The organism is Delftia sp. JD2, from assembly GCF_001682645.1.
GTDB lineage: Bacteria > Pseudomonadota > Gammaproteobacteria > Burkholderiales > Burkholderiaceae_C > Comamonas > Comamonas acidovorans.
This window is the reverse complement of sequence record NZ_LFJT01000027.1, coordinates 14,588-37,937: the sequence shown is the minus strand read 5'-3', so window position 1 is coordinate 37,937 and position 23,350 is coordinate 14,588. Positions and strand designations below refer to the sequence as shown.

At 61.6% G+C, this 23,350-nt stretch carries 25 protein-coding genes; 22 read left to right on the top strand and 3 right to left on the bottom strand.

The features are described from left to right. Positions 1-113: 113 nt before the first annotated feature. Positions 114-878, bottom strand: coding sequence for an ankyrin repeat domain-containing protein (locus ACM14_RS16055; RefSeq protein WP_012205134.1), 765 nt, complete (start codon positions 876-878; stop codon positions 114-116). A gap of 201 nt (positions 879-1,079) precedes the next feature. On the opposite strand from ACM14_RS16055, the gene ACM14_RS16050 reads away from it, so the two are divergent. Continuing rightward, positions 1,080-1,556, top strand: coding sequence for an SH3 domain-containing protein (locus ACM14_RS16050; RefSeq protein WP_065346701.1), 477 nt, complete (start codon positions 1,080-1,082; stop codon positions 1,554-1,556). 34 nt (positions 1,557-1,590) lie between these two features. Here the strand turns inward: ACM14_RS16050 and thiD are convergent, their stop codons facing one another. After that, positions 1,591-2,472: a bifunctional hydroxymethylpyrimidine kinase/phosphomethylpyrimidine kinase gene (gene thiD / locus ACM14_RS16045; protein ID WP_065346700.1), complete on the bottom strand. Its 882-nt coding sequence runs from the start codon at positions 2,470-2,472 to the stop codon at positions 1,591-1,593. A 354-nt stretch (positions 2,473-2,826) separates the two neighbouring features. Between thiD and ACM14_RS16040 the strand changes: the two genes are divergently transcribed. From ACM14_RS16040 to ACM14_RS31640, 18 genes are all read left to right on the top strand, one after another. Continuing rightward, positions 2,827-3,945, top strand: a complete 1,119-nt coding sequence (locus tag ACM14_RS16040) for an FAD-dependent oxidoreductase (RefSeq protein ID WP_084027393.1) — start codon at positions 2,827-2,829, stop codon at positions 3,943-3,945. Between the two features lie 120 nt (positions 3,946-4,065). Then, positions 4,066-4,263 carry a sulfur carrier protein ThiS gene (gene thiS, locus ACM14_RS16035; RefSeq protein WP_012205130.1) on the top strand — a complete coding sequence of 66 codons (198 nt, stop codon included), beginning with the start codon at positions 4,066-4,068 and terminating at the stop codon, positions 4,261-4,263. A gap of 32 nt (positions 4,264-4,295) precedes the next feature. Then, positions 4,296-5,105: a thiazole synthase gene (locus ACM14_RS16030; protein WP_013802786.1), complete on the top strand. Its 810-nt coding sequence runs from the start codon at positions 4,296-4,298 to the stop codon at positions 5,103-5,105. An 11-nt stretch (positions 5,106-5,116) separates the two neighbouring features. Further along, a complete protein-coding gene (gene thiE, locus ACM14_RS16025) occupies positions 5,117-6,040 on the top strand; it encodes a thiamine phosphate synthase (protein ID WP_013802787.1) in 924 nt (307 codons plus the stop codon). Positions 6,041-6,152: 112 nt separating this feature from the next. Next, a complete protein-coding gene (locus ACM14_RS16020) occupies positions 6,153-6,659 on the top strand; it encodes a transposase (protein ID WP_254662073.1) in 507 nt (168 codons plus the stop codon). A gap of 30 nt (positions 6,660-6,689) precedes the next feature. Continuing rightward, the gene (locus ACM14_RS16015) at positions 6,690-7,028 is read left to right on the top strand and encodes a transposase (protein ID WP_047219564.1); all 339 of its coding nucleotides are present in this window, start codon (positions 6,690-6,692) and stop codon (positions 7,026-7,028) included. Between the two features lie 551 nt (positions 7,029-7,579). Then, positions 7,580-8,515, top strand: a complete 936-nt coding sequence (locus ACM14_RS16010; RefSeq protein ID WP_065346698.1) for an SRPBCC family protein — start codon at positions 7,580-7,582, stop codon at positions 8,513-8,515. Continuing rightward, entirely contained in the window at positions 8,508-9,278 is a 771-nt protein-coding gene (locus ACM14_RS16005) for an SDR family NAD(P)-dependent oxidoreductase (RefSeq protein ID WP_047219562.1), read from the top strand. The genes ACM14_RS16010 and ACM14_RS16005 overlap by 8 nt, the downstream gene beginning before the upstream one ends. Before the next feature lie 13 nt (positions 9,279-9,291). Next, the gene (locus tag ACM14_RS16000; protein WP_047219561.1) at positions 9,292-10,557 is read left to right on the top strand and encodes a beta-ketoacyl synthase; all 1,266 of its coding nucleotides are present in this window, start codon (positions 9,292-9,294) and stop codon (positions 10,555-10,557) included. A gap of 19 nt (positions 10,558-10,576) precedes the next feature. After that, positions 10,577-11,692, top strand: a complete 1,116-nt coding sequence (locus tag ACM14_RS15995) for a beta-ketoacyl synthase N-terminal-like domain-containing protein (protein ID WP_065346697.1) — start codon at positions 10,577-10,579, stop codon at positions 11,690-11,692. Next, positions 11,689-11,943: a hypothetical protein gene (locus ACM14_RS15990; protein WP_047219559.1), complete on the top strand. Its 255-nt coding sequence runs from the start codon at positions 11,689-11,691 to the stop codon at positions 11,941-11,943. Before ACM14_RS15995 ends, ACM14_RS15990 begins: the two co-directional genes overlap by 4 nt. A gap of 513 nt (positions 11,944-12,456) precedes the next feature. Next, positions 12,457-13,197, top strand: a complete 741-nt coding sequence (locus ACM14_RS15980; protein WP_254662068.1) for an antibiotic biosynthesis monooxygenase — start codon at positions 12,457-12,459, stop codon at positions 13,195-13,197. Then, positions 13,194-13,832: an antibiotic biosynthesis monooxygenase gene (locus tag ACM14_RS15975; protein ID WP_065346694.1), complete on the top strand. Its 639-nt coding sequence runs from the start codon at positions 13,194-13,196 to the stop codon at positions 13,830-13,832. Before ACM14_RS15980 ends, ACM14_RS15975 begins: the two co-directional genes overlap by 4 nt. Continuing rightward, a complete protein-coding gene (locus ACM14_RS15970) occupies positions 13,829-14,422 on the top strand; it encodes an antibiotic biosynthesis monooxygenase (protein WP_065346693.1) in 594 nt (197 codons plus the stop codon). Before ACM14_RS15975 ends, ACM14_RS15970 begins: the two co-directional genes overlap by 4 nt. Positions 14,423-14,474: 52 nt before the next feature. Continuing rightward, positions 14,475-15,197, top strand: coding sequence for an SDR family oxidoreductase (locus ACM14_RS30750; protein WP_084027392.1), 723 nt, complete (start codon positions 14,475-14,477; stop codon positions 15,195-15,197). 258 nt (positions 15,198-15,455) lie between these two features. After that, positions 15,456-15,902 carry a DUF1772 domain-containing protein gene (locus ACM14_RS15965; protein WP_065346692.1) on the top strand — a complete coding sequence of 149 codons (447 nt, stop codon included), beginning with the start codon at positions 15,456-15,458 and terminating at the stop codon, positions 15,900-15,902. An 11-nt stretch (positions 15,903-15,913) separates the two neighbouring features. Next, positions 15,914-16,390 carry a hypothetical protein gene (locus ACM14_RS15960; RefSeq protein WP_065346691.1) on the top strand — a complete coding sequence of 159 codons (477 nt, stop codon included), beginning with the start codon at positions 15,914-15,916 and terminating at the stop codon, positions 16,388-16,390. An 88-nt stretch (positions 16,391-16,478) separates the two neighbouring features. Then, a complete protein-coding gene (locus ACM14_RS31640) occupies positions 16,479-16,655 on the top strand; it encodes a hypothetical protein (RefSeq protein ID WP_175403279.1) in 177 nt (58 codons plus the stop codon). 194 nt (positions 16,656-16,849) lie between these two features. Here ACM14_RS31640 and ACM14_RS15955 read toward each other — a convergent pair whose 3' ends face one another. Continuing rightward, entirely contained in the window at positions 16,850-19,597 is a 2,748-nt protein-coding gene (locus ACM14_RS15955; protein WP_254662067.1) for a FimV family protein, read from the bottom strand. Positions 19,598-19,655: 58 nt separating this feature from the next. On the opposite strand from ACM14_RS15955, the gene ACM14_RS15950 reads away from it, so the two are divergent. The 3 genes from ACM14_RS15950 (at position 19,656) to ACM14_RS15940 (ending at position 23,321) form a co-directional block, all read left to right on the top strand. Next, complete coding sequence (locus ACM14_RS15950; protein ID WP_065346689.1) at positions 19,656-21,194, top strand: 3-hydroxyacyl-CoA dehydrogenase; 1,539 nt, start codon at positions 19,656-19,658, stop codon at positions 21,192-21,194. 170 nt (positions 21,195-21,364) lie between these two features. Then, complete coding sequence (locus ACM14_RS15945) at positions 21,365-22,084, top strand: Crp/Fnr family transcriptional regulator (protein WP_012205125.1); 720 nt, start codon at positions 21,365-21,367, stop codon at positions 22,082-22,084. Positions 22,085-22,235: 151 nt separating this feature from the next. Beyond that, positions 22,236-23,321 (top strand): phosphotransferase, encoded by a 1,086-nt coding sequence (locus tag ACM14_RS15940; protein ID WP_013802790.1) that lies wholly within the window; start codon positions 22,236-22,238, stop codon positions 23,319-23,321. Positions 23,322-23,350: the final 29 nt, after the last annotated feature.

Sequence of the window (23,350 nt, the reverse complement as noted above, 5' to 3'; positions counted from 1 at the left end):
CAAGGGCCTTTGTTGAAAATGGAAATCATTTGCAACAAGACCTTTCCCAAGCAATCAGATCCGTCTGATTCTGGTGTTCAGACCTCGATTTCAGTCGTTTTCGCTTGCGCCGATCAGCGCGCTCCCGCCTCCTGCAGCAGCCGCTCCACCTCATGCTGGCTGCGCTGGCGGGCGTGGGCCAGGGCCGTGACGCCGTCCTTGTCGGGCAGGCTGAGGTCCGCCTTCGCCGTGATCAGCTGGCGCACGATGTCCTGGTAGCGCGGGCCACCATCGCCCAGCAAAACGGCTTCGAGCAGGCAGGTCCAGCCCAGCCGGTTCACATGGTCGGCCCGCACACCGGCAGCCAGCAAGGCCTGCACGGTATCGACGTGGCCGCGCTCGCAGGCGGGGATCAGCGCCGTGCCGCCATAGCGGTTGACGCTTTGCAGGTCCGCACCATAGGACAGTGTCATGCGCAGGATTTCCAGCCGGCCCAGGGCACCGGCCAGCAGATAGGCGCTGTCCTGCAGGTCGTTCTTGAGATTGGGATTGGCCCCGTGGACCAGCAAGGAGCGCGCGACCTCGACATGGTTGCCGCGCACGGCCAGCAGCAGCGGAGTGTTGCCCTGCGGATCACGCACATCCACCGGCGCGCCGCGCTTGAGCCAGTCGCGCACCTGCAGCGCTTCGCCCGCCTGGGCGGCCGCCAGCAGCGCGGGGCCGAATTCGGGGCGGTTCACCACACCCTCCTGCGCCTTGGCCGCGTCGCGGCCCTCGGCGGCTGCGGCAACGGCCTGGGCCTCCTGCGCCTGGACATCCGCCAGTCCTGCCGCAAGGCAGGCCGTCAGAATCGCCGCGTGCCGGCCCTGCGCGCCGGATCGGGAAACAGCATGGTGCATACAAGCCCTCCTGGAAAACACTGTGGTGCGGCAAGCGTACGGCAAGCCCGGGCCGTTGCACGCGGACCCGGGGTGCCGCCCGTCAGTTTCATTCAGGAACTATAGCGGCATCGCCTGATCCCACGCGCTTTCCCTGGGCTCGGCCCGCGCTGGAAAGTCTCCGCGCGCCAGCCGACCTCGAACGAAAGGAGACCCGTTCCCGTGCCTTGCAATCAACGCCGTGCCGCCCGCTGGCTGGCCGCAGCCGCCACCGCCCTCGCCGTCCTCACCACCACCCTGGCTCCGGCCGTCGCCCATGCGCGCGAGTTCGTCAGCGTCAAGGGCGCCAGCGTCAATGTGCGGCAGCAGCCCACCACGCGCTCGGCCACGCTGTGGGAACTGGGCAAGGGCTATCCGCTGCAGGTGGTGCAGCGCAAAGGCCAGTGGCTGCGCGTCAGGGACAACGAGAGCACGCTGGGCTGGGTGCATGCGCCGCTGACCGGCAAGACCCCGCACATGGTGGTGACCGGGCGCACCGCCAATCTGCGCGCAGGCCCGGGCCAGAAACACCGCGTGGTGGGCAAGCTGGCTGAGCTGGAGGTGGTGCGCACGCTCAAGAAGCAGGGCTCCTGGGCCCATGTCCAGCGCGACAACGGCCAAAAGGGCTGGGTGGCGCGCAGCCTGACCTGGGGCTGGTGACCTGGGCTGATTACCTGGACGTCTGGCTGGACGTTCAGCCGTTGACCACAACCTGCGCGCGCGGCGCATAGCCGTGGTTCAGCGGGCCATGGCCGGCGCCCGTGAACACATCGGCACCGGCCGCAATCGCGCCCAGGATGTAATCGCGCGCCTGGGCCACGGCCGCCTCCAGCGGAAGGCCCAGCGCCAGGTGAGAGGCAATCGCCGAAGACAGCGTGCAGCCCGTGCCGTGCCCGTTGTGCGTGGCAATGCGCTGCGACTGCAGGCGCAGCCGCTGGCCGTTGCCATGGCCCAGCAGGTCCACCACCAGATCGCCCGACAAGTGCCCGCCCTTGAGCAAGGCGGCCGGCGCGCCCAGCGCCAGGAGTTCCTGCACGGCGCCGTCCAGTGCATCTATGCCATCAATGGAGTGGCCCAGCAGCAGCGCCGCCTCGTCCAGATTGGGCGTGACCACGGTGGCCAGGGGGAACAGTTCGTGCACCAGCACGGAGGCGGTTTCCGGCGCGATCAGCCGGTCGCCGCTGGTGGCCACCATCACGGGGTCCAGCACCACGTTGCGCAGCTGGTGGCGGCGGATGGCATCGGCCACCACCTGCACCACCTCGGGCGTGGCCAGCATGCCGATCTTGACTGCGTCGGCGCCGATGTCCTCGACCACGGCGTCGATCTGCCCGCGCAGTATGTCCACGGGAATGCCGTGGATGCCGCTGACGCCCAGCGTGTTCTGCACGGTGATGGCCGTGATGGCCGTCATGCCGTAGCAGCCCAGGGCGCTGCAGGTCTTGAGGTCGGCCTGTATGCCGGCGCCGCCGCCGCTGTCGGAGCCCGCGATGATGAGCACGCGGGCATAGCGCTTGCGCGCGGCGGGAGCCGGTTCGGGGGATGCGGCGGTCGAAGGGGAGTGGTCGGCAGTCATGGGCGAAAATTATCACCCATGCGCATGGTCAATACCGGCAGCTGCGGGATGTGCTGTAATGCCTGCTGACGGACGAAACAGGGGTGTCCCGTCGGTGAAACAGGGCCTGGCCCGCCTCGCCGATGCGTGACTGAGAAACACCCTGGGGCCCCGGGGCGACCAGCCCCCTGCCGCACAAGCCTGCACCACAGGCACCTTGCCGCGCAGCGCCCCTGCACCCGATCCAGGTCATGCTGGCGTGGGGAGTTTCAATCAATCGGGGTGGTACGCCGCGTTTTGTCCAGCACATGCCCTGTGCGCGGACAGCCGGCCGGCAGTCCCACGGGCATGGGCGCACTTGACCACCAGATGCACATGTCCGTTCTACAAGCTTCTTCCCGCATCGCCATTCTGGGCGGCGGCCTCATGGGCCGGCTGCTGGCATTGGCGCTGGCCCGTCGCGGCCACGGCATTGCCGTATATGACGCCCACGGCCCCGAAGGCGATGGCGCCGCGGCCCGCGTGGCAGCCGCCATGCTCGCGCCCCTGGCCGAATCGGCCATCACCGAGCCCGGCGTGGTGCGCATGGGCCAGCACGGCCTGACGCGCTGGCCCGAACTGCTGGCCCAGCTCGATGCGCCCGTGTTCTTCCAGCAAAACGGCACCCTTATCCTCTGGCACCGCCAGGACGCGGGCGATGCCCAGCGCTTCTTCGGCCTGCTGGAGAAAAACCGCCGCATCAACCCCAGCCTTCCCGCGCTGCAGCCGCTGGCCGACCAGGCCCTGCACGACTGCGAGCCTGCGCTTGAACGGCGCTTTGCCCAGGCCATGTACCTGCAGGGCGAGGGCCAATTGGACAACCGCCAGCTGCTGGCCTCACTCCACGCCACGCTGACCCGCCTGGGCGTGGAGCAGCACTGGAACCAGCCGCGCGAGCTGGCCGACTTCCAACCCGGCACGCCGGGCCAGCCTGACTGGGTGCTGGACTGCCGGGGCCTGGGCGCACGCGGCCAGTGGCCTGCGCTGCGCGGCGTGCGCGGCGAGGTGGTGCGCATCCACGCGCCCGAGGTCACGCTGCAGCGGCCCACGCGCCTGATCCATCCGCGCTATCCGATCTACATTGCGCCCAAGGAGGACCACCTCTTCGTCATCGGCGCCACCGAGATCGAGTCCGACGACATGTCGCCGGCCAGCGTGCGCTCCACGCTGGAGCTGCTGAGCGCCGCCTACACCGTGCATCCGGGTTTTGCCGAGGGCCGCATCGTCGAGATCGCCACCCAGTGCCGCCCCACCCTGCCCGACAATCTGCCGGCCGTGCGCTGGAGCGCGCCGCGCGTGATGGAGGTCAACGGCCTGTACCGCCATGGCTTCATGATCGCGCCGGCCATGCTGGACGTGGTGCTGGAGCTGCTCGACAGCGGCGATTCCGAACTGGCCCGCCGCTTCGATGTCGCCGTCGAGCATGCGCCATCGCAGCACAAGGCAGCCGCCTGAACGGCACGCACGGCACTTTCACGCACAACAGACCGGACATGCATGCAGGGCCGACAAGACCGGCCCTGCCTAAGATCGAATAAGCCCCCCGTACCCGCCTTTCGTTTCCCCTCAGCCGCCATGAACATCACCATCAACCAGCAAGCGACCGAACTGAGCGACGGAGCCACCGTGGCCGACGCGCTGGCCCAGCTTGCGCCGCGCCCGCCCTTTGCCGTGGCCATCAACACCGTCTTCGTACCCAAGGCCCGCTATGCCGAGCAGGCGCTGAACGACGGCGACCGCCTCGAAGTGATCTCGCCGGTGACCGGCGGCTGATGCCCCATCCGACTCTCCCATTGCCTCACGCCATGACGACTTCCGCCCCTTCCTCCGACGACAGCCTGGTCCTGTACGGCCAGCGCTTTGACAGCCGCCTGCTGCTGGGCACCTCCCGCTACCCCTCGCCCGCCGTGCTCGAAGCCGCCGTGCAGCGCGCGCGCCCTGCCATGGTCACGGCCTCGCTGCGCCGCCAGGGCAGCAATGCCGCCGAGACCGGTGCCAGCTTCTGGGAACTGCTCAGAAAGCTCAACGTGCCCGTGCTGCCCAACACCGCCGGCTGCATGACCGTGCAGGAAGCCGTGACCACGGCCCAGATGGCGCGCGAAGTCTTCGAGACGCCCTGGATCAAGCTGGAGCTGATCGGCGACGACTACACCCTGCAGCCCGACACGCTGAACCTGGTCGAGGCCGCCTCCATCCTCATCAAGGACGGCTTCCAGGTCCTGCCCTACACCACCGAGGACCTGGTGCTGTGCCAGCGCCTGGTGGATGTGGGCTGCCAGGCCGTCATGCCCTGGGCGGCGCCCATCGGCACGGGCCGCGGCCCCGTCAACCCCTATGCCATGCAGACGCTGCGCGAACGCCTGAAGGTGCCGCTGATCGTGGATGCGGGCCTGGGTCGGCCCTCGCATGCCTGCCAGGTCATGGAGTGGGGCTATGACGCCGTGCTGCTGAACACGGCCGTGGCCTTGTCCGAAGACCCGGTGGCCATGGCCGGCGCCTTTGCCGACGCCGTGAACGCCGGCCACGCCGCCCACCGCGCCGGCGCCATGGCCGAGCAATCGGCCGCCCAGCCCAGCACGCCCGTGCTGGGCACGCCGTTCTGGCACCACGGCTGAGGAGACCGGCCATGAGCAACGACTCGATCCAATCCTGGGCAGATGCCATCGTGCGCCTGCACGGCGCCACCTTCGCCCCTGAAGGCTCCGCCCTGCCCTCCCAGCCCGTGCCGCAGGCACAGCGCCAGGAGCCGGCCTATCTTGCGGCGCTGCAGGCCTGCAGCGCGCTGGGCTTCATCGCCATCGACGCCGAGACGCTGGCCTGCGCTTGGCAGGCGCAGACGCTGCGCAGGGGCCGCTTCGAGGCCACGCTATGGCCCGACGATCCGCGCGACTTCGGCCTGGAGGGCGCCGATCCCGCACTGGCCTTCCCGGAGTGCCCAAGGTCCCTGGGCCTGTACGGCGTGCTGCCCGATGCGCAATGGGTGGGCCGCATGGCCCGCGCCGGTGTGCCCACCGTGCAATTGCGCTTCAAGTCCGAGGACCGCGACGCCATCGCCCGCGAAGTGCGCGCCGCCGTGGCCGCCGTGGAAGGCACGGGCGCCCTGCTCTTCATCAACGACCACTGGCGCGAGGCCATCGATGCCGGCGCCTATGGCGTGCATGTGGGCCAGGAAGACCTGGATGCGCTGGCCGGTGCCGACCTGCAGGCCATCCACGCCTCGGGCCTGCGCCTGGGCGTGAGCACGCATGGCTATGCCGAAATGGTGCGCGCCCATGCGGTGCAGCCCAGCTACATCGCGCTGGGCGCCGTCTTTCCCACCACGCTCAAGAAAATGGCCACGGCTCCGCAGGGCCTGGCGCGCCTGGGCGCCTATGTGCGCCTGATGCAGCGCTATCCGCTGGTGGCCATCGGCGGAATCTCGGCCGACCAGTTCCCGGCCGTGCGCGCCACGGGCGTGGGCTCGGTGGCCGTGGTGCGGGCACTGGTCAATGCCGAGGATCCTGAAGCGGCGGCGCAGCAGTTGCTCGCAAGCATGCACGCTGCCGACTGAGGTACTGGCCAAGTGCCAAGGCAAAAAGGGAGCATGTCAGGCTGTGTAAAAAGTCTTCAGCTGTCCTAGTCGCGATGCCCTCCAGGAGTTAGCCTGGAGGGCATCGTTGTTTGTGGAGCAGCTCTACGGCCCGCCGCAGTGGAGAGAGCCGGCACAAGCCGCCGTGTTACCAGTAATGCTCGATGAGTTTGTCGCGCCAGATGCCCTTGTCCGCGTCATCGACGGCTGGATTGCCGCTTTACCCATGGCTTATCTGGGCTTTGCCAAGTCCATCCTCCAACGCATGGGCGCGCCGCCATATGACACTGCCGATCTGCTGCGGCTCTATCTCCAGGGCTATCTCAACGCGACACGTCCCTTTCGCTCTTTGAGGCGCGAGTGCCACCACAACGCCGAGTGCATGTGGCTGCTCGGTGCAGGCCGTCGCCTCAAGCAAAGCCATCGTCGGCCCGCGCCGGGCCTGGTACAAAAAGCCCAGTGCAATGCCCAGCAGATAGAGAGATACCTCGCCTTACTCGAAGAATCGGCCCGGCAGGAGACGTCAACGCCCGGGCAGGGCATTCGTGTGTGCAAGGCTTTGGCACAACTGCAGGCCAACAGCGAGGCAACTGCAGGCTAGGCAAAGGCCCTGGCCGCCAGTGGCAAGACCATGTACATCACCATCGAGTCCGATGCCCAGGTCATGCAAAGCCTCAACAGTGTGCCGGGCTACAACCTGCCGACCGCTGTGGAGGCCGAGAGCCACCTGATAGTGGCCCACGAGGGCTGTGCCGATGCCAACGATCAGAGGCAGATCCAGCCAATGGCCCAAGCCGCAAGCGATGTACTGCTAGCACCCTGCACCGCTGATGCGGGTTATGCCAATGCAGCGCAGATCACCGCACTGCAAGCCCAGGGCATACGGTGTTATGTGCCGGCCAAGCGCACGATCAACAACCAAACTGGAGGGCGCCGCAGCGGCCTGCCTCCTTGGAGTACGGATCGATGAGAGCTATCAGGCCTGCTCATGGCACCACTTGATCCATCGATTCCAAGCACTCACTCTTGTGTGTCCACTTGTTGGACTGCGGCTGGGCTAGGCTGATTTGCTTCATGGGTGATGAGTATGGTCGCCGTCGCTCAACGCAAGCACGTCTCGCATGGATTCTTGCAGACCCTCTTTAGCGTGCGCACTCCCTCGCATTCGAGAAACCAGGACGATGCCCAATAATCCTGAAATGACAGCATCTGAGCGCGCGCCTGCAATTCCTAGGAGAACTCTGATTTTCTAAAAAGGACTTGCCAAGCGATAGGCATGTGGAAAAAAATAAATCTCAGTTGCAAATCTCCAGGGATCCAGGATTTTGGTCCGACGCTCACTGTCATCCCGAGAATAGAGATTCTTACCGACGCAACAAATCTGCCCCTCATCATTTTGGGCGCCAAAGACGGCGTCTCCTTTTCGCTTAAGCGCCGTCAGCGGATGCTCGATTCTTCAGAAGCCTCGGAGTAACAAGCAACTCCAAACCGCATACTACCTGCAGGGAGAGGTCAAGTTTAATGAAAACGGAACATAGTATTCTCATCTGCCATTCGCCTGAGGAAGCGTTTCAGGTAAGCCTCAACGTTGCTAAATGGCCCGAAATTTTCCCTCCCTGCCTGGAAGCCAACGTCCTTTCGGAAACGGAGACGGAGCAGGCTATCGCGCTAACAGCCCTGGCCAACGGTCAAATCCTATCCTGGCAGTCGGTCCGGCAGATTGATCGCAAGCGTCGCTTAATCAAATTTCGCCAAAGCAAACCTTCACCCTTGGTCAAGTCGATGGTGGGCTCCTGGACCTTCGACCCGCTCCCCAAAGGCTGCAAGATTAGCCTGATGCATGAATTCGAGATCGCAGATCAGGTGAAAGGATTCGTTCCTGAAGTCGAGACCAAAGAACAAGCGATGCAATTCATGGAACGGAGTATCGAGGCAAACAGCAACCGCGAGCTATCTGCAATTGCAAAGCACTTGGATCAGAAAGCCTGGTATCACAGTTTCTCGGAGACCATGATTTTCCATGCCCCCAAAAACCTCATTCTAGACCTGATCTGGGACGCAGAAGAATGGCCGAACTTGCTGCCGCACTGTTCGAATATAAGAATGATTTATTCCGATAGCGTGAACCAAGAGTTTGTTATGACCGTAAATGTTACCAATGGGACTGAAGAGATTCGGAGCATTCGCAGGAAAGATGCCGACGCGATTTCATACTTCCAGCCCTCTCCCCCAGAGGTTCTCCTGGAACATCGTGGTTCGTGGACATTTTCGTCTGTGAACGAAGGCTCTGGGATAGCGGTCACCTCGTACCATGAGGTACTACTCAATCCTTCACTCTGGGCCGCGAAAGGATCGCGGAACGACGCCAAGCAAAAGGTCGAAACCGCGATCAATCTTAATAGTTTCGGCACTATGAAGGCCATCAAATCAAGGTTGGAAGACAGATCAAATGCGTAATGCAATAGTGACTGGCGGAAGCCGCGGCATTGGCTTATCGATAGCGCAGAGCCTCTTAAACGCAGGCTACAACGTTGCAATAGTCGGGCGTAGTCAGTCCAATCTCGATGCCGCCGTGAAACAGCTCTCTGGGACGGGTCGGGAGGTAATCGGAATACGATGCGATGTAACAGATTCCGATGAAATTACCCAAATGACATCGTCCGCTGTCGAAAAACTTGGTCCTATCAAGGTTCTCGTGAACTGCGCGGGTCGCAGCGGCGGCGGTGTGACGGAGAATATCGATAATGAGTTATGGCTATCTGTTATCAATACAAACCTGAATTCTGTTTTCTTCGTAACGAAAGAGGTTCTCAGGTCCAAGGCAATGGGCGCTGGCGGTGCCATTATCAATATTGCTTCAACAGGGGGCAAGCAAGGAGTTGTGCATGGTGCCCCCTATAGTGCTTCGAAGCATGGTGTTATTGGGTTCACCAAAGCACTTGGATTGGAGCTCGCGCGCAAAAGGGCAGACATCACCGTCAATGCAGTGTGCCCGGGCTTTGTCGAAACCGAGATGGCCGCGACGGTCCGTCAAAACTACGCGAAGCTCTGGAGCGTCACCCCCGAGGAAGCCAAGCGACGGATTGAGGAACGTGTGCCGCTCGGACGGTACATCGAACCCGGCGAGGTCGCCAGCATGGTTATCTACTTGGCATCCGACCAGGCGCGCGGGATCACGGCCCAGGCAATGAATGTCTGCGGCGGTCTTGGAAATTACTAATTCAAGAGGGTTTATGAAAAAGAAGCGTGTGGCCGTCACGGGCCTGGGTGTCATTGCACCCAACGGATGCAATGTTGAAGATTTCTGGACCGCAACGTGCAATGGCAGAAGTGGTGTGCGGCCAATCACGACTTTCGATGCTTCACCGTTCAAGGCCAAGGTGGCCGGGATCGTCGAGTACTTCGACGAGGAAGACTGCGAGGTCTCTGCCGCTTCTCAGGCTGGATATGATCGTTATGTCCTGTTCGCTCTGGCCGCTGCCTCGGAAGCAGTCAATATGGCCAAGCTCGATTTCGACAAACTTGATCCTCATCGTATCGGAGTTTGCGTTGCAACCGCTATCGGTGCGACGAAGTATCTGGAAGAAGAATTTCTGCACCTCACGGATGGCGGGCATGGTGACGTCGATGCGGAAAAGGCGTCACCAGTACTGCTGTCAGGCCTCGGCTTTCACGTCGCATCGACGGAGATCGCCCGTCGCTACGGCGCATCCGGACCGGTCTCGACATTGGCAACGGGCTGCACGGGCGGTATTGACGCTGTCGGCGAGGCGTTGGATATGATCCGGTCCGGCAATGCGGACATTGTCATCGCGGGAGCGTCAGATGCACCGATAACTCCTATCGCGCTCGGTGCTTTCGATATCATCGGCGCCGTCACCAATGATCGGAACGACAAGCCCGAATCCGCCTCCCGGCCATATGATGCATCGCGCAGCGGCTTTGTACTCGCCGAGGGCGCTGGAATATTCATTCTGGAAGACATGGAACACGCGATTGCTCGCGATGCACATATTTTCGCGGAAATTTCTGGTTTTGGGTCGACATGCAACGCCCATCATATGACAGACCTCAAACCTGATGGCGAGGATTTACATCGGGCCATGATTTTGAGTCTTGCCGATGCGGGGGTTGCTTTCTCAGAGATTTCGCATGTCAATGCTCACGGAAGTTCGACGCCACAGAATGACATCAACGAAACCAATGCGATCAAGCGAACCTTCGGAGACTATGCATATCGCATACCTGTTACCTCCATAAAGTCGATCGTAGGGCATGCTCTGGCGGCGGCCAATGCAATTGAGCTGGTCGCATCTATACAGTCGATTGTCCACCAAGAGGTTCCACCGACGCTCAATCTGCACCAGCCCGACCCAGCCTGCGACCTCGACTATGTACCCGGCAAGGGGCGGCCGGCGGTGCTGGGACATATTCTCAAGGACGCAAGTGGCTTCTCCGGAATTCATAGCGCCTTGATCATCTCGCAAATCGTCCCCTAACGCAGAGGATTGCATAACCATGGAGCGTAATGCTGTCATCACGGGCATTGGAGTCATCTTACCTGGCATACGAACCAAGGAAGATCTCTGGACATCCCAATCAAATTCCAGCATCTTTTTCAGGCAGGTCTCAAAAAATATCAGCGGAGCCAGCATCGACCCATCCGAATTCAAGGGAGAGATTTCAGGCCGAACGGCCATAAAGATCGACGTTTTCACAAGCTATGCTCTAATCGCAACTCAGTCAGCAATTGCAGATGCTGGGATAGATATAGAGATAATCGACAGGCAAAGAACTGGCGTGTTTGTCGGAAACTGTTTTGGCGGCTGGCAATTCACGGAACGCGAGTTGCGGAAACTATATCTCCAGGGGCCACGAGCTGTCAGCCCATTCCAAGCCACCAGCTGGTTTCCCACTGCACCTCAGGGACAAATCACCATCCTTCACGGTCTAAAGGGCATCAGTAAGACCTATATGGCTGATCGAATGAGTAGCCTCTTATCTGTAGCGGCAGCAGCAGCAAAGATCCGCTCAGGTATCCTGGATGTGGCAATCGCTGGTGGGACTGAAAGCACCAACACCGGTTTTATCTATGCCGGCCTCGACTTCGTTCCGTCAGCGCACGCGGTGGATGGCAGCAAACACGGGTTTCGAATTTCTGAGGGCTCGACATTCCTCGTGCTCGAAGAGGAGGAGGCAGCGCGACGGCGCGGTGCCCGAATCTATGCCCGCATAGGCGCTTTCTCACAGGCCAACAGCCCGAGCAAGGCGGACCGATACCCTACGGATGCCGATGCATTCCGCCGCACGATGCGTTCCGTGATCGGTAATCGTCAGCCGGAGATCGTGATCTCGGACGCAAGCGGTCTCGATTGCGTCGAGAACGCTGAACATGAGGCCATCGCCAACATCGCCTCGAAGTCGATTATTGCTCGCCCCAAAGAACGTATCGGCCACACCTTCGGTGCGGAAAGCGCAGTCGACATCGCGTTTGGCTGCCTTATGCTTGAAAAGCAGCAGCAATCTCCGCATATCATCGGTCAACCAGTCTCGATTGAACGTATTGTCATAAATGCCGCTGCCATGGGTGGCGGAGTCGCAAGCCTAATCATTGAGCATGGGAGCACATCATGAAAGATCATGTATCCATTGAAGCAATCGTGATTAATTCCTTGAAGGCCCTTGTCGAAAGCGAGGGGTTGAAAGTCGAGATCACGCGGACAAGTATTATGGCAGATGACCTTGGGGTTGACTCCACAGAGTTGGTTTTCATCCTCCTCGAAATCGAAAAGCAAACAGCTCAAGCGTTGAAAGACATTGACTACGGCCGGATTAGCACCGTTGGCGATCTGATTGATGCAGCCCAAGAGGCTGCCGGTGTATAGGTTTGACCAGCAACCTAGCTAGGCCCTGCGGCTTCTCGATTACAGCTGTTGCAGAAGGGAGCTCTGACCAGTGCCTTGTACGTTTAACTTCTATACGTCCGTCTCAGAGGTTGGCCTGACTGAATCCACATATCGGGCAGGACAACTGATCGCTATCTCCTCAAGTGCGAAATTGGAGCTGCAGGGCTACGCCCAGCCTAGCTATGAGGCGATGGTGATCAGCAGCCGTCGAAATAGCATTGCTCAGCCTGCAGCGCTCAACTTTCGGACCCAGATCATCAGGCGTGGATATGGCGGGCGGCCCATGGCCGATGCGCCCAGCATCTTGCTGGTGACTTTGTGCTTGATGCGAGCGGCCGATCAGAGCCAATTCCTGAACCAGTTCGACCGCGCTTTGTCATTCATTAAGGGAAAACCAGGATTTTTCACATCACGCCTTTTCCGCGAATGCGACGCCATCGACCTGATCAGGTTCGTCAACATAGCTCATTGGTCCGACCTGAATAGCTTTCAATGCGTTTTCCGCAATCCTGCGTTCCACAAGATCGTGAGTACGACCTTTCGCCCGACCAGCGAATTGATGTTGGCGGAAATTCCATCGACTTCGAAACACAAACTCCAATGATGCTTGCACGTATAGATATACTGACATCAGCTCAGATCGAGGAATGCTCCTCGCGTTGGCTTGAGCAGACCAATGAGGCTCTAAAAACCAGAAGCATAGATGCCGCTTGCCTTCTGAAAGTATTTAGACGCGTCAATCTTCCGGGGTACGCAGCAGTCAGCATCGCAATTATTAATGAACCGCCTGACGACATGGCATTCAATTCTGTTGACCAGGGGCTAGGAGCTGCAAATCTGTTCAGGCCCGTCGACCGCTGCCACGGACCTTGCTTTGTCGGCGACGTCCGTGAGCGAATGATAATTGTGAACCCGTATCGCATTTCCGTCGAGGAAGCGCCCGCCAATGCCGAAATGTGGCTTGAGACGGCCACGATGATGAAAGATAAGCTTGGCTTTATGTCGGCAACCCTCTTCCAGACTATTACGCCTGGTCAGGGCGATTATCACTTTGTCAGCATGGCCGAATGGGCATCGGAGGATGCTTTTCTCTCGATATTTGGCGGCGAAGACTACCACGCCATCGTCGCCCCCTATCAAGAAAAATTTCAAATTTGCTTCGCTCGCACGGCCTATGGCAGCGAGGACGACACTTATTCTCCGCATGCGGTGATGACAGGAAAATCTTCATGATCATGGCACTTGACTTCATCCAAAGTGACCACCCTGCCGAAGCTGCTTCCATTTGGAACCTTATTGCGACGTATTTTTCGGGATGTGATGGTTTCGACAGGGCTCAGCTGGTCAAGGTCGATCAGGAGTATCAAACACGTTCGCGGTATGCGTTTGCCAGCCTTTGCAAATGGTCATCCGCGTCGGCATGGATCGCAGCGCGTGACCGAGCGCGACAGGAGCTCGCCATCATCGAGGCCCTACGCTCTGGAAAGGTCAGGTTCTTTGGCCATACCATGAGGCTCGTCGATGGGGACGACTATATTTTCTCCTCGGATACAAAACGATGCATATTGCTCGATGTCATTTATATTCCGAACGCGCGCGTCAATAACTATGAAGAAATGTGGAACCAGTGCAACGCGTACATGCGGACACAGCCCGGCTACATCAACGCATCGCTCTACCAAAATCAATCCGACGCTGATGAAGTGAAATTCATCAATATTGCGGAGTGGAATCGAACCAACGACCTTATCGACGCAACGCACACAAATCGATTCAGCGAAATTGTCGCTGACTTCAAAGAAGATTTCGCCCTCTATTTTTCTCATCGTTTGAGCATCGGACCTAAGCTCGGGGAGAGCGGCGCATGAATTATCTTATTGAAATTGTGCGAAGCAATGCGCAATTTAAGGACTACTGGCTCGCACGAGCTGACGAGCTTAATGCCATGAGCGCCGGCATTGTTATGGAGCTTTACTCGTTCAACGAGGATATCCGAAACGCGGACTATAGCCATTTGTCGATATTGAAGTTCGATTCACCAGAGCAGCGAGCAGATTTTCTATTTCATCCGACACGTCTGTTGGAACAGAAATTCGAGACTGACAGAGTCGAGTGCGATCTCGATATCGAGATCGGATTACTTAGTGACGCGGCCAGCGGACACGTTTTCTTGATCAATCCATTCGAGATCCAGCAGGAAGACATCCCCGCTGTGCTCGACATGTGGCACAAAGCAAAGGGACACATGATTGCCCATGAGGGCTTTATAAATGCCAGGCTGTTCCGATCTAGTGATCCATCGGCCAAATACGGTCTCGTCAACGTGGCACATTGGCAGTCGTCAAAGTTGTTTAAGGATGCGCTCAACGATCAGGCATATGACAGCCATCGTGAACGATCCCTGAACTACAAGTTGCATCCGTCGCTCTGCAAATTTGAAGCCAGATTCCCCACTTAGCGGGGGATTTTGGCCACCATTCAACCAGCACACATCCACACAGGAAATGAAAATGACGAAACCCTTAGCTCTAATAACAGGGGCCAGCCGTGGCATTGGAAATTCGCTAGCATGCGCATTTTCTGAAGATGGCTTCAACATTGTCGCGGTTGCTCGGAATGGGGAGAAGCTTGAGCAGCTTGCGGAAAAGTTGAAGCGTGAACACGGAACCAAAGTCATTCCGATCACAGTCGATCTAACTGACAATATAGCCACCGCAACTCAGATTGAAGCGGTGCTCTCAAAAGAAAAGCGATTGGATGTACTGATCCATTGTGCTGGGATCTTCCGCTTTGGCACTGGAGATCTGGGCGTCGCCGATTTTGAGCTCATGTTTAGAACTAACGCAATGGCAGCCCATAATATCACAAAAATCAGCCTTCATTATCTTCGGCAGGCAAAGAAGGCCCATATTTTCGCAGTCGCCTCAATCGCAGGCATAGAGCCATTCGCACCGGTAGGCGGATATGCGGCGAGTAAACATGCACTGGTTGGCTACACCCGTTCAATTGCCAGACAAGAGATATTGAACGGCATTCGAACGACCGTAATCTGCCCTGACGTGGTGAACACCGAAATGGCCTCCGGCAGCGGCATGACGCCAGAACAGATGATTGAATCGGAGGATATTGTCCGAGCGGCTCGTTTTGCTATGTCATTATCTGACGCCGCAACACTAGAAACCATCACTATTGGATGCCGGCCGGTTCACGGCAGCATCCGTCATCAATTGTGAACTCAACCGGTCAATACAACGCAATGACTACACCTGGTGCAAGTAGTGCTGGCAGGAAGCAACGATCACGGATTTACATCACCGAAACACGGAATGCGATGAGGAAAGCTCGCTGAAGCTAGGGCGACACCCTGCACCAGATCGGCAAGCTCTCGGCCTATCCATTGTCCGCCTTCGCGCCACCCCGCATCTGCTTCAGAATGTCTGGCGTGGCTGGCATTTTGACCCCCCGATACCGGATCACGGCAGGAGATAGTAATGCAGCTCTTATTCAGAATTCTGGCGATTATTGGATCGGCTATGTTCGCGGGCGTCATGCTCGCTATCGGCGTGATCCTCGGTGGCTACTGGAAACACTTGCCGCCCGCTGAGTTCTTAGATTGGTTTGCGCAGCACAGCGGCCTCGTCATGCGCGCAATCCCATTGGTCGTCATCCCGACCTTGATTGGCTTGGTCGGTGCATTCTGGTACGACTCGAAAAAACCTGCCACGCGCTGGCTTTGGCTTGCGTCCCTCGCCTGCATCGTCGTTGTCCTGGGCTTCACACTTGCCTATTTCATGCCGATCAATACTGCCTTCGCCAGCAAGGTGGTTGCGATTGATCAGGTAGCCGCGATGCTCGAATCCTGGCTTTTACTCCACAATATCCGCATTGCCCTCGCATTGGCTGCATCGGTGCTGGGAATCTTGGCTATCAATCACTAAAGAGAAACACGATGCTCAGAATTATTCACCCTATTGCCGGTCTGGTCGCCATCCTCACAATAGCAACGTTCTGGCTCTCAACAGCCATTTCCGAATTATTCGCCTCCCAGGCCACGATGATTTTCATCAAGACGGCTATTCCCTGGGGCTTCATCCTGCTGGTGCCAGCCCTTGCCGCCACGGGCTGCTCCGGCTTCATCCTATCGAAAGGGCGACGACAAGGGTTGGTCAATACCAAACTCAAACGCATGCCCTTCATCGCTGCAAATGGTCTGCTGTTACTGATACCGGCGGCATTTTTCCTTGCGTCCAAGGCAAAGGCTGGCGAGTTCGATATTGCGTTCTATGCGGTGCAGGCACTAGAACTGGCTGCTGGCGCGTTGAATATCACCCTACTGGGCCTGAGCATGCGCGATGGGATAGCGCTTACGCAATGGCGGCGCAAAAAGGTATCTTCCAGCGCTACGCATAGGAGCATCCGTAAGTGAACCGGCTTGAATCGCCCCAGGAATCGAAGAGGCTCCTTTAAATGCTCCACCGAGGTTGTTGAGCGCCCCGTGCGCATGGTCCTTGAAAGTGAGGACCTTCATCGACGAGCAGTGCAAGCGCTTCGGGCTCAAGCCGATCTGCAAGGCCTCGCAGATTGCCCCGTCGGGCTACTGCCGCCGTGCGGCGCGTCTGCGCAATCAGGCGCTGTTGCCAACCAGAACGCAGCGCGATGCCAGCCTGGCACAGCAGATCGGGCGCGTCTAAACCAGCAATTTTCAGGTCTACGGCTATCTCGCAAGGCCTGGCGGCAAACGCGTTGCGGTAGCGCGCCAGTCAGGCCATACCTGCCTGACTCACACCAGCTAGCCTCCACGAATGCCGGGGCGATTCACTTTCTAGCCTGAGCAGGCAGACTATTTACACAGCCTGACATGCTCCCTTTTTTCGGTGCACACCGCTCAACCCTTGGGCGGATCCTTGTCGTCTGCCTGCGGCGACGGAGCCTGTGGTGAGCTACGAAAGGCCGGGTCGGTCTCGCGCGACAGCAGCATGTCCACCGAGCGGCTCAGCGGCTCGTCCAGGCCACGGTGCTCACGCACGGTGTCGGGCGGCTCCAGCTCCCACTTGTCCAGCGCCAGGTCCATGTCCAGCGGCGCCTTGAGATTGTGGCTGCTGAAACCCACGGCACCCGAACCGGGCACCGACAGCGTCACGGGCGGAAAGCGCGAGGGCACATCGACATGCGGCAGCTCGTTCTCGCCCAGGTCCGTGAGGTCTATGTCCAGCAGCGGTGCCGACTCATCGTGGATGAAGGAAGGCGCCTCGCCCAGGGGAACGGCGCGCACCTGGCCTGCGGGCAGTTGGCCGGCCTGATCCAGATCGAAGTTCAGGGGCTGCAGCTCGAAGTGCAGCGGTGCGGACAACGAGTCCGGTGCGCTGCTCGCAGGCCTGTCGCCGCCACCGACTGCACCCGTGGACAGGGGCAGCGTGTCCATGGGGGTGAACTCCAGGCCCGGTTCCAGCGGCGTCACTGAGCCCGGCTGCGGCTGTGCAGGTTCTATCGGCGGCTGCAGCTCTGCCATCCAGTCCACGCCCGTGGCCGCGGATGCAGGAGCCTGCGCCGGCGTGGCTTCTGCAGCCGCTGTGAAGGCAGCCGCGCCGGCCGTGGCTGCGCCGGCTGCGGCCGTGCCCGTGACCATGCGCGGCGTGGTGCGCTCGCGCGGGCCGGGTTCGCCGCGGGTTCCGGCAGGTGAGGTGCGCGCAATGGACAGCAGCAGCAGCAGGTCGTCGAAGGCCGCCAGGTCGAAGGGGGCCGGCGCATCGGGGTCGGGTGCACCGTCCTGCTTGAACAGGTAGTGCGCCAGGCAAGTTTCGACTTCGTCCACGGGCCACAGGGCCTCAATGCGTGCCAGTTGCTCGGGATAGCCCTGCAGCAGGCTGCTGCCCTTGTCGGTGAAGCCCGGCATGGCCGGCACACGGGCGTTGAAATGCCTGGCAAAACGCGCGCGCAGCTGGTCGAAATCGTCGCGGCGGCTCAGCGTGTAGTACAGGTGCAGCAGCTCCAGATAGGCCAGCGGAGAGGAATCCTCATGCGTGTCGATATGCGAGCGCAGCAGCTCGATGGCCTGCTGGTGCTCGCCCACCGAGATGAAGAATTCCGCCTGCTGCTGCACGTCGAACAGTTCGCCGGGCTGCACCATGCGCCTGGCCTTGATGGCCTCGGGCCCGGATGTGCGCACAGGTGCCGGGGCCTGCGGCGCAGGCTCGGTTTCCAGCTCGGCATGCACGGACACAGGCACGGGAATGGTGGCCGGGCCGAAGTCGCCAGGGTCCACATCCTCGTGCAGCTCATAGGTCACGCCGGGGCGCATCTGGGCGCCGCGCTGCACATAGGGCGAAGCCAGGGTATCCGGTCCCCGGCGGTCGTCCTGCTGCGGTGCCGCAGGCCGGTGCTCACGCAGGCTGGGGGCCATGGGCCGCGTGGGCCTATGGGGATCCAGGGAATGCGGCAGGGTGTGGATCTCGTCATCGCGCACATGGGGCGGGGTCGACGGCACGGGGTCCTGCGACGAACGCTCCACCGATTCCCGCCAGGCGTTTTGCTCGCGCGAGAACAGCGAAGCACCCGAGCGCATGCGCCAGGCCATCCAGCCGATCACGGCCACGGCGGCAATCAGGGCCAGCAGCAGCGCATTGAACAGCCAGGACGAGCCCCCGGACTCCTGGCGCATTGCGTCCAGCTCGGCCCGCAACTGGGCCAGTTGTCCACGGTCCACGCCGTCGCGCTTCTTGAAGGCCGACATCTCGGCCTCCAGCGCCTGCACGCGCTTGTTGGCCTCGGCCAACTGCTCGCTGCCGGCATCGAACATGGGAGCCGCAGATGCGGCGCCGCCTTCGGGTGTTCCGGGTGTTCCAGCGGCGCCCGGGGTTCCGCCCGTGCCCAGCCATTCCTCCACCGGCTCCATGCGCAGGCGCGGTTCGATGCGCAGACCCGCCTGCAGCTGCCCGGCCTGGGCCTGGGCGGTCACACCCACGGGAGGCCTGGACTTTTCGGCCGCGGCCTTGGGTTTCGGCCTGGGCTTTGGTTTGGGCTGGGGCTGCGCCTCCTTGGGAGCGGAAGCCGTGGCAGGCCGGGCATCCGACCGGGCACTGCGGGCAGCGGCCGCGCGGGAGGGTGTCGAAGAAGATTCAGAAGCGGTGCCAGCCACACCGGCTGCACCAGCGCCAGCGCCAGCGCCAGCGCCAGCACCGGCTGCTGCTGCGGCGCCCACGGTCGGCAGCGCAGGCTGCGCTGCTGCCAGTTCACGCACATTGATGGGCTGGTTGCCTGAGGCGTCCACCGAATCTGGCAGCTGCGCCAGCAGCGTATAGCTACGGCTGATGCCGCCACCTTCGCAGCCCGCCCACAGCTTGAGCGTCACGATGGGCTCGTCCACCGTATAGCGGGCCTGCACCCGCACGGCCTTGCCCGACGAGGTCGGGCTGACACTGACGCGCGAGGATTCGATGGGCCTGTCACCGGCCAGCAGCTCGGCGCGCACACAGGAGCTGCCGGCGTCGTTTCCGCTATCGGGCTGCAAGCCCACCACCAGGTCGAACGGAGCGCCCAGCACCACGTTGCCCCGAGGACTGCCCAACGACAATGCGGACGCGTTCCAGGCCATGGAGGACAGGGCGACGCCGAGAATGGTGCTACAAATTCTCACATCAGCCTTTCTTTGAACGCTTGCATTTTTGCATAGACACCTGTAGGACACCTCCTCTATGTATATGATCCAAAACAACATTTCTCCTATCAGAAACGTCGGACTGATAGGCGCAGGCATCATGGGGCAAGGCATTGCCCAGTTGGCCGCCCAGGCAGGCGCCAGGGTGCTGTTGCAGGATGCCCGTCCCGGTGCTGCCGCACAAGCGCAACAACAGCTGCTTGCGCTGTGGGACACGCTGCAGAAGAAACAAAAAATAACAAGTGAGCAAGCCGCAGATTGCAAGGCCCGGCTGACGGTGGTGGACGGTCTCGATGCCTTCAGGAACTGCGACCTGGTGATAGAGGCCATCGTCGAGCGCATGGACGCCAAGCAGGCGCTGCTGCGCGAGCTGGAGGCCATCGTTGCGCCCGGGACCCTCATCGCCAGCAATACCTCGGCGCTGTCCATCACCACGCTGGCCACGGCGCTCAAGCACCCGCAGCGCTTTGCCGGATTTCACTTCTTCAACCCGGCCCCGCTGATGAAGGTGGTGGAGATCGTGCGCGGCCTGGCCACGGACGAGGCCACCTGCGCCACGCTGGCACAGTTCGCGCGCAGCTTCGGCCACACGCCCGTGCGCGCGCAGGACACGCCGGGTTTCCTGGTCAACCACCTGGGCCGAGGCTATGTGACCGAGGCGCTGCGCATCGTGCAGGAAGGCATTGCCGACTTCGCCACCATCGACCGCATCCTGCGCGAGCAGGTGGGATTCAAGCTCGGCCCGTTCGAGCTGATGGATCTCACCGGCCTGGATGTCACCCATGCCGTGATGGAGCACATCTACCACCAGTACTACCAGGAGCCGCGCTACCGCCCCAGCCCCATTGCCGCGCAGCGCGTGGCGGCCGGCCTGCTGGGCCGCAAGACCGGCCAGGGCTTTTACCGCTATGCAGAAGGCCGCGCCGAGCAGCCTGCCGAGCCTGCCGTGCCGCAGGTGCAGACGCTGCCACCGGTCTGGGTGTCCGCACGCGCGGCCCGGCGCAACGAGATCTACCAGTTGCTCAAGAGCCTGGGCGCGCGCATTGAAACCGCGCAGGCACCGACCGAGCAGGCCCTGATCCTGGTTGCGCCGCTGGGCCTGGACGTGACCACGGTGGCTGCCGTGGAGCGGCTGGACTGCACGCGCACCATGGGCATCGACATGCTGATCGCCGACGCCGACACGCGCCGCCGCGTGCTGGCCACCACGCCGGCCACGCGCACCGACATGCGCGATGCCGCCCATGCGCTTTTTGCGAGCGACGGCAAGGCCGTGAGCGTGATCCGAGACAGCGGCGGCTTTGTCACCCAGCGCGTGGTGGGCTCCATCGTCAACATCGCCAGCGACATCTGCCAGCAGGGCATCGGCAGCCCGGCCGACCTGGAAAAGGCCGTGACCCTGGGCCTGGGCTATCCCATGGGCCCGCTGGCCATGGGCGACCGCTGGGGCCCCACCAACATGCTGGAGGTCCTGTTCAACCTGCAGACCGTGTATGGCGACCCGCGCTACCGCCCCAGCCCCTGGCTGCGCCGCCGTGGCGCGCTGGGGCTGAGCCTCACGCACGAGGAGCCATAAGCCCTGCAAAGCCGGCGACCCGATGCAAGACGGGTCGCCTTTTTTTCGCCGCCCTGCCCCGTTTTCGGCAGGCTCAGACACCGAAGTGACAGGCCCGCCGGCGGCATGCTGCGCCGCGGCGGTCCCACACGCGACAATGTGACCGTCATCAGTCACGCAAAAGACAGGCCATGGACGACCCGATTCTTACCATCGAAGAACGTGAAGCGATCAATTCCGGTCGCTGGTTTTCATCACTTTCTCCATCGCTTCGGCACGACATTCTTCGATGCGCTTACGTCAAACGGTTCAAAGATGGCACGCTCATCTGCGCACGCGGAGAACCGCCCGAGGAATGGATCGCCTGCGCCCGGGGTGCGGTGCGCGTGAGCTCGACCTCGATCACGGGCAAGCAGATCACGCTGGACTACGTGGAGCCGGGCATCTGGTTCGGCGACGTGGCCATCCTGGACGGGGACAAGCGCACGCACGATGCCTATGCGCACGGCGAGACCACGCTGCTGTGCGTGTCCAAGACCGACTTCAAGAAAATCCTGTCCATGCATGTGGAGTTCTCGGAAGCCATGCTGCGCCTGCATGCGCGGCGCATCCGCCAGCTCTACGGCCTGGTCGAGGACCTCAACACCCTGCCGCTGCGCGCGCGCCTGGCCAAGCAGCTGCTGCACCTGGTGCGCAGCTACGGCGTGACCAGCCTGTCGGATGGCAGCGAGATCCGCATCGGCCTGCATCTGGCGCAGGAGGAACTGGCCCAGTTGCTGGGCGCCTCGCGCCAGCGCGTGAACCAGGAACTCAAGGCCATGGAGCGCGAGAACGCCATCCGCATCGAGCCGGGCGGCCTGGTGGTCTGCGACCGCGACACGCTGCTGCGCATCGCCGCGCCCGACGCCTGAACCTGCGCGGCTCCCACCGCGCCGCGTACACACAACCCTTTCCTTCACCGACCGGACGTTCGCGCCGGCCGGTGCCTTGCCGCGCCCGTGCCGCGCGGCTGCTCCCCTTTCTAGAACCGGTTTCCGAACCGATCACAGGACTGACTGCCCCATGAGCACTTTCGACCATTTCGTAGGCACGCGCCCCGTCTCCGACCAGCACGCATTCGACGTGCCCGCGCTCACCGCCTGGATGCAGGGCCATGTGCAGGGCTTTGCCGGCCCGCTGCAGGTGGAGATGTTCAAGGGCGGCCAGTCCAACCCCACCTACAAGCTGATCACGCCCGGCCGCAGCTACGTGATGCGCTCCAAGCCCGGCCCCGTGGCCAAGCTGCTGCCCTCGGCCCATGCCATCGAGCGCGAGTTCCGCGTGATGAAGGGCCTGGCCGGCACCGACGTGCCCGTGCCCCACATGTATGCGCTGTGCGAGGACGAGTCCATCATCGGCCGCGCCTTCTACATCATGGAGTGCATGGAAGGCCGCGTGCTCTGGGACCAGTCCCTGCCCGGCATGGAGCCGGCCCAGCGCGCCGCCATCTACGACGAGATGAACCGCGTGATCTCGGCCCTGCACACCGTGGACTTCGCGGCCCAGGGCCTGGCCGACTACGGCAAGAGCGGCAACTACTTCGAGCGCCAGATCGGCCGCTGGAGCAAGCAGTACGTGGCCTCGGTCACCCAGCCCATCCCCGAGATGGACCAGCTCATGCAGTGGCTGCCCGCCCACATGCCGGCCAGCGCGCTGGATGCCTCGCGGGTGTCCATCGTGCACGGCGACTTCCGCCTGGACAACCTCATGTTCCACCCCACCGAGCCGCGCGTCATCGCCGTGCTGGACTGGGAGCTGTCCACCCTGGGCCACCCGCTGGCCGATTTCAGCTACCACTGCATGAGCTGGCACATCCCCGCCACGCTGGGCCGGGGCATCGCAGGCAAGGACCTGGCTGCCCTGGGCATTCCCGGCGAAGAGGAATACATCCGCCGCTACTGCGAGCGCACGGGCCTCAAGGACGTGGACACGCTGCGCGCCGACTGGAACTTCTACATGGCCTACAACATGTTCCGCATCGCGGCCATCCTGCAAGGCATTGCCAAGCGCGTGGAGGCCGGCACGGCCTCCAGCGCCCAGGCCAAGGCCTCCGGCGACACCGCCCGGCCCATGGCCGAGCTGGCCTGGTCCTTCGCCCAGCGCAGCTGAGCCATCCAGACCAGCCCCCAACACTCACC

Excerpts from the sequence above, each read along its gene's own strand:
- ACM14_RS16055 (WP_012205134.1), bottom strand. The coding sequence starts at position 878 with ATGCACCATGCTGTTTCCCGATCCGGCGCGCAGGGCCGGCACGCGGCG.
- thiD (WP_065346700.1), bottom strand. The coding sequence starts at position 2,472 with ATGACTGCCGACCACTCCCCTTCGACCGCCGCATCCCCCGAACCGGCT.
- ACM14_RS16040 (WP_084027393.1), top strand. The coding sequence starts at position 2,827 with ATGTCCGTTCTACAAGCTTCTTCCCGCATCGCCATTCTGGGCGGCGGC.
- thiS (WP_012205130.1), top strand. The coding sequence starts at position 4,066 with ATGAACATCACCATCAACCAGCAAGCGACCGAACTGAGCGACGGAGCC.
- ACM14_RS16030 (WP_013802786.1), top strand. The coding sequence starts at position 4,296 with ATGACGACTTCCGCCCCTTCCTCCGACGACAGCCTGGTCCTGTACGGC.
- thiE (WP_013802787.1), top strand. The coding sequence starts at position 5,117 with ATGAGCAACGACTCGATCCAATCCTGGGCAGATGCCATCGTGCGCCTG.
- ACM14_RS16015 (WP_047219564.1), top strand. The coding sequence starts at position 6,690 with ATGTACATCACCATCGAGTCCGATGCCCAGGTCATGCAAAGCCTCAAC.
- ACM14_RS16010 (WP_065346698.1), top strand. The coding sequence starts at position 7,580 with ATGAAAACGGAACATAGTATTCTCATCTGCCATTCGCCTGAGGAAGCG.
- ACM14_RS16005 (WP_047219562.1), top strand. The coding sequence starts at position 8,508 with ATGCGTAATGCAATAGTGACTGGCGGAAGCCGCGGCATTGGCTTATCG.
- ACM14_RS16000 (WP_047219561.1), top strand. The coding sequence starts at position 9,292 with ATGAAAAAGAAGCGTGTGGCCGTCACGGGCCTGGGTGTCATTGCACCC.
- ACM14_RS15995 (WP_065346697.1), top strand. The coding sequence starts at position 10,577 with ATGGAGCGTAATGCTGTCATCACGGGCATTGGAGTCATCTTACCTGGC.
- ACM14_RS15990 (WP_047219559.1), top strand. The coding sequence starts at position 11,689 with ATGAAAGATCATGTATCCATTGAAGCAATCGTGATTAATTCCTTGAAG.
- ACM14_RS15980 (WP_254662068.1), top strand. The coding sequence starts at position 12,457 with ATGCGTTTTCCGCAATCCTGCGTTCCACAAGATCGTGAGTACGACCTT.
- ACM14_RS15975 (WP_065346694.1), top strand. The coding sequence starts at position 13,194 with ATGATCATGGCACTTGACTTCATCCAAAGTGACCACCCTGCCGAAGCT.
- ACM14_RS15970 (WP_065346693.1), top strand. The coding sequence starts at position 13,829 with ATGAATTATCTTATTGAAATTGTGCGAAGCAATGCGCAATTTAAGGAC.
- ACM14_RS30750 (WP_084027392.1), top strand. The coding sequence starts at position 14,475 with ATGACGAAACCCTTAGCTCTAATAACAGGGGCCAGCCGTGGCATTGGA.
- ACM14_RS15965 (WP_065346692.1), top strand. The coding sequence starts at position 15,456 with ATGCAGCTCTTATTCAGAATTCTGGCGATTATTGGATCGGCTATGTTC.
- ACM14_RS15960 (WP_065346691.1), top strand. The coding sequence starts at position 15,914 with ATGCTCAGAATTATTCACCCTATTGCCGGTCTGGTCGCCATCCTCACA.
- ACM14_RS15950 (WP_065346689.1), top strand. The coding sequence starts at position 19,656 with ATGTATATGATCCAAAACAACATTTCTCCTATCAGAAACGTCGGACTG.
- ACM14_RS15945 (WP_012205125.1), top strand. The coding sequence starts at position 21,365 with ATGGACGACCCGATTCTTACCATCGAAGAACGTGAAGCGATCAATTCC.
- ACM14_RS15940 (WP_013802790.1), top strand. The coding sequence starts at position 22,236 with ATGAGCACTTTCGACCATTTCGTAGGCACGCGCCCCGTCTCCGACCAG.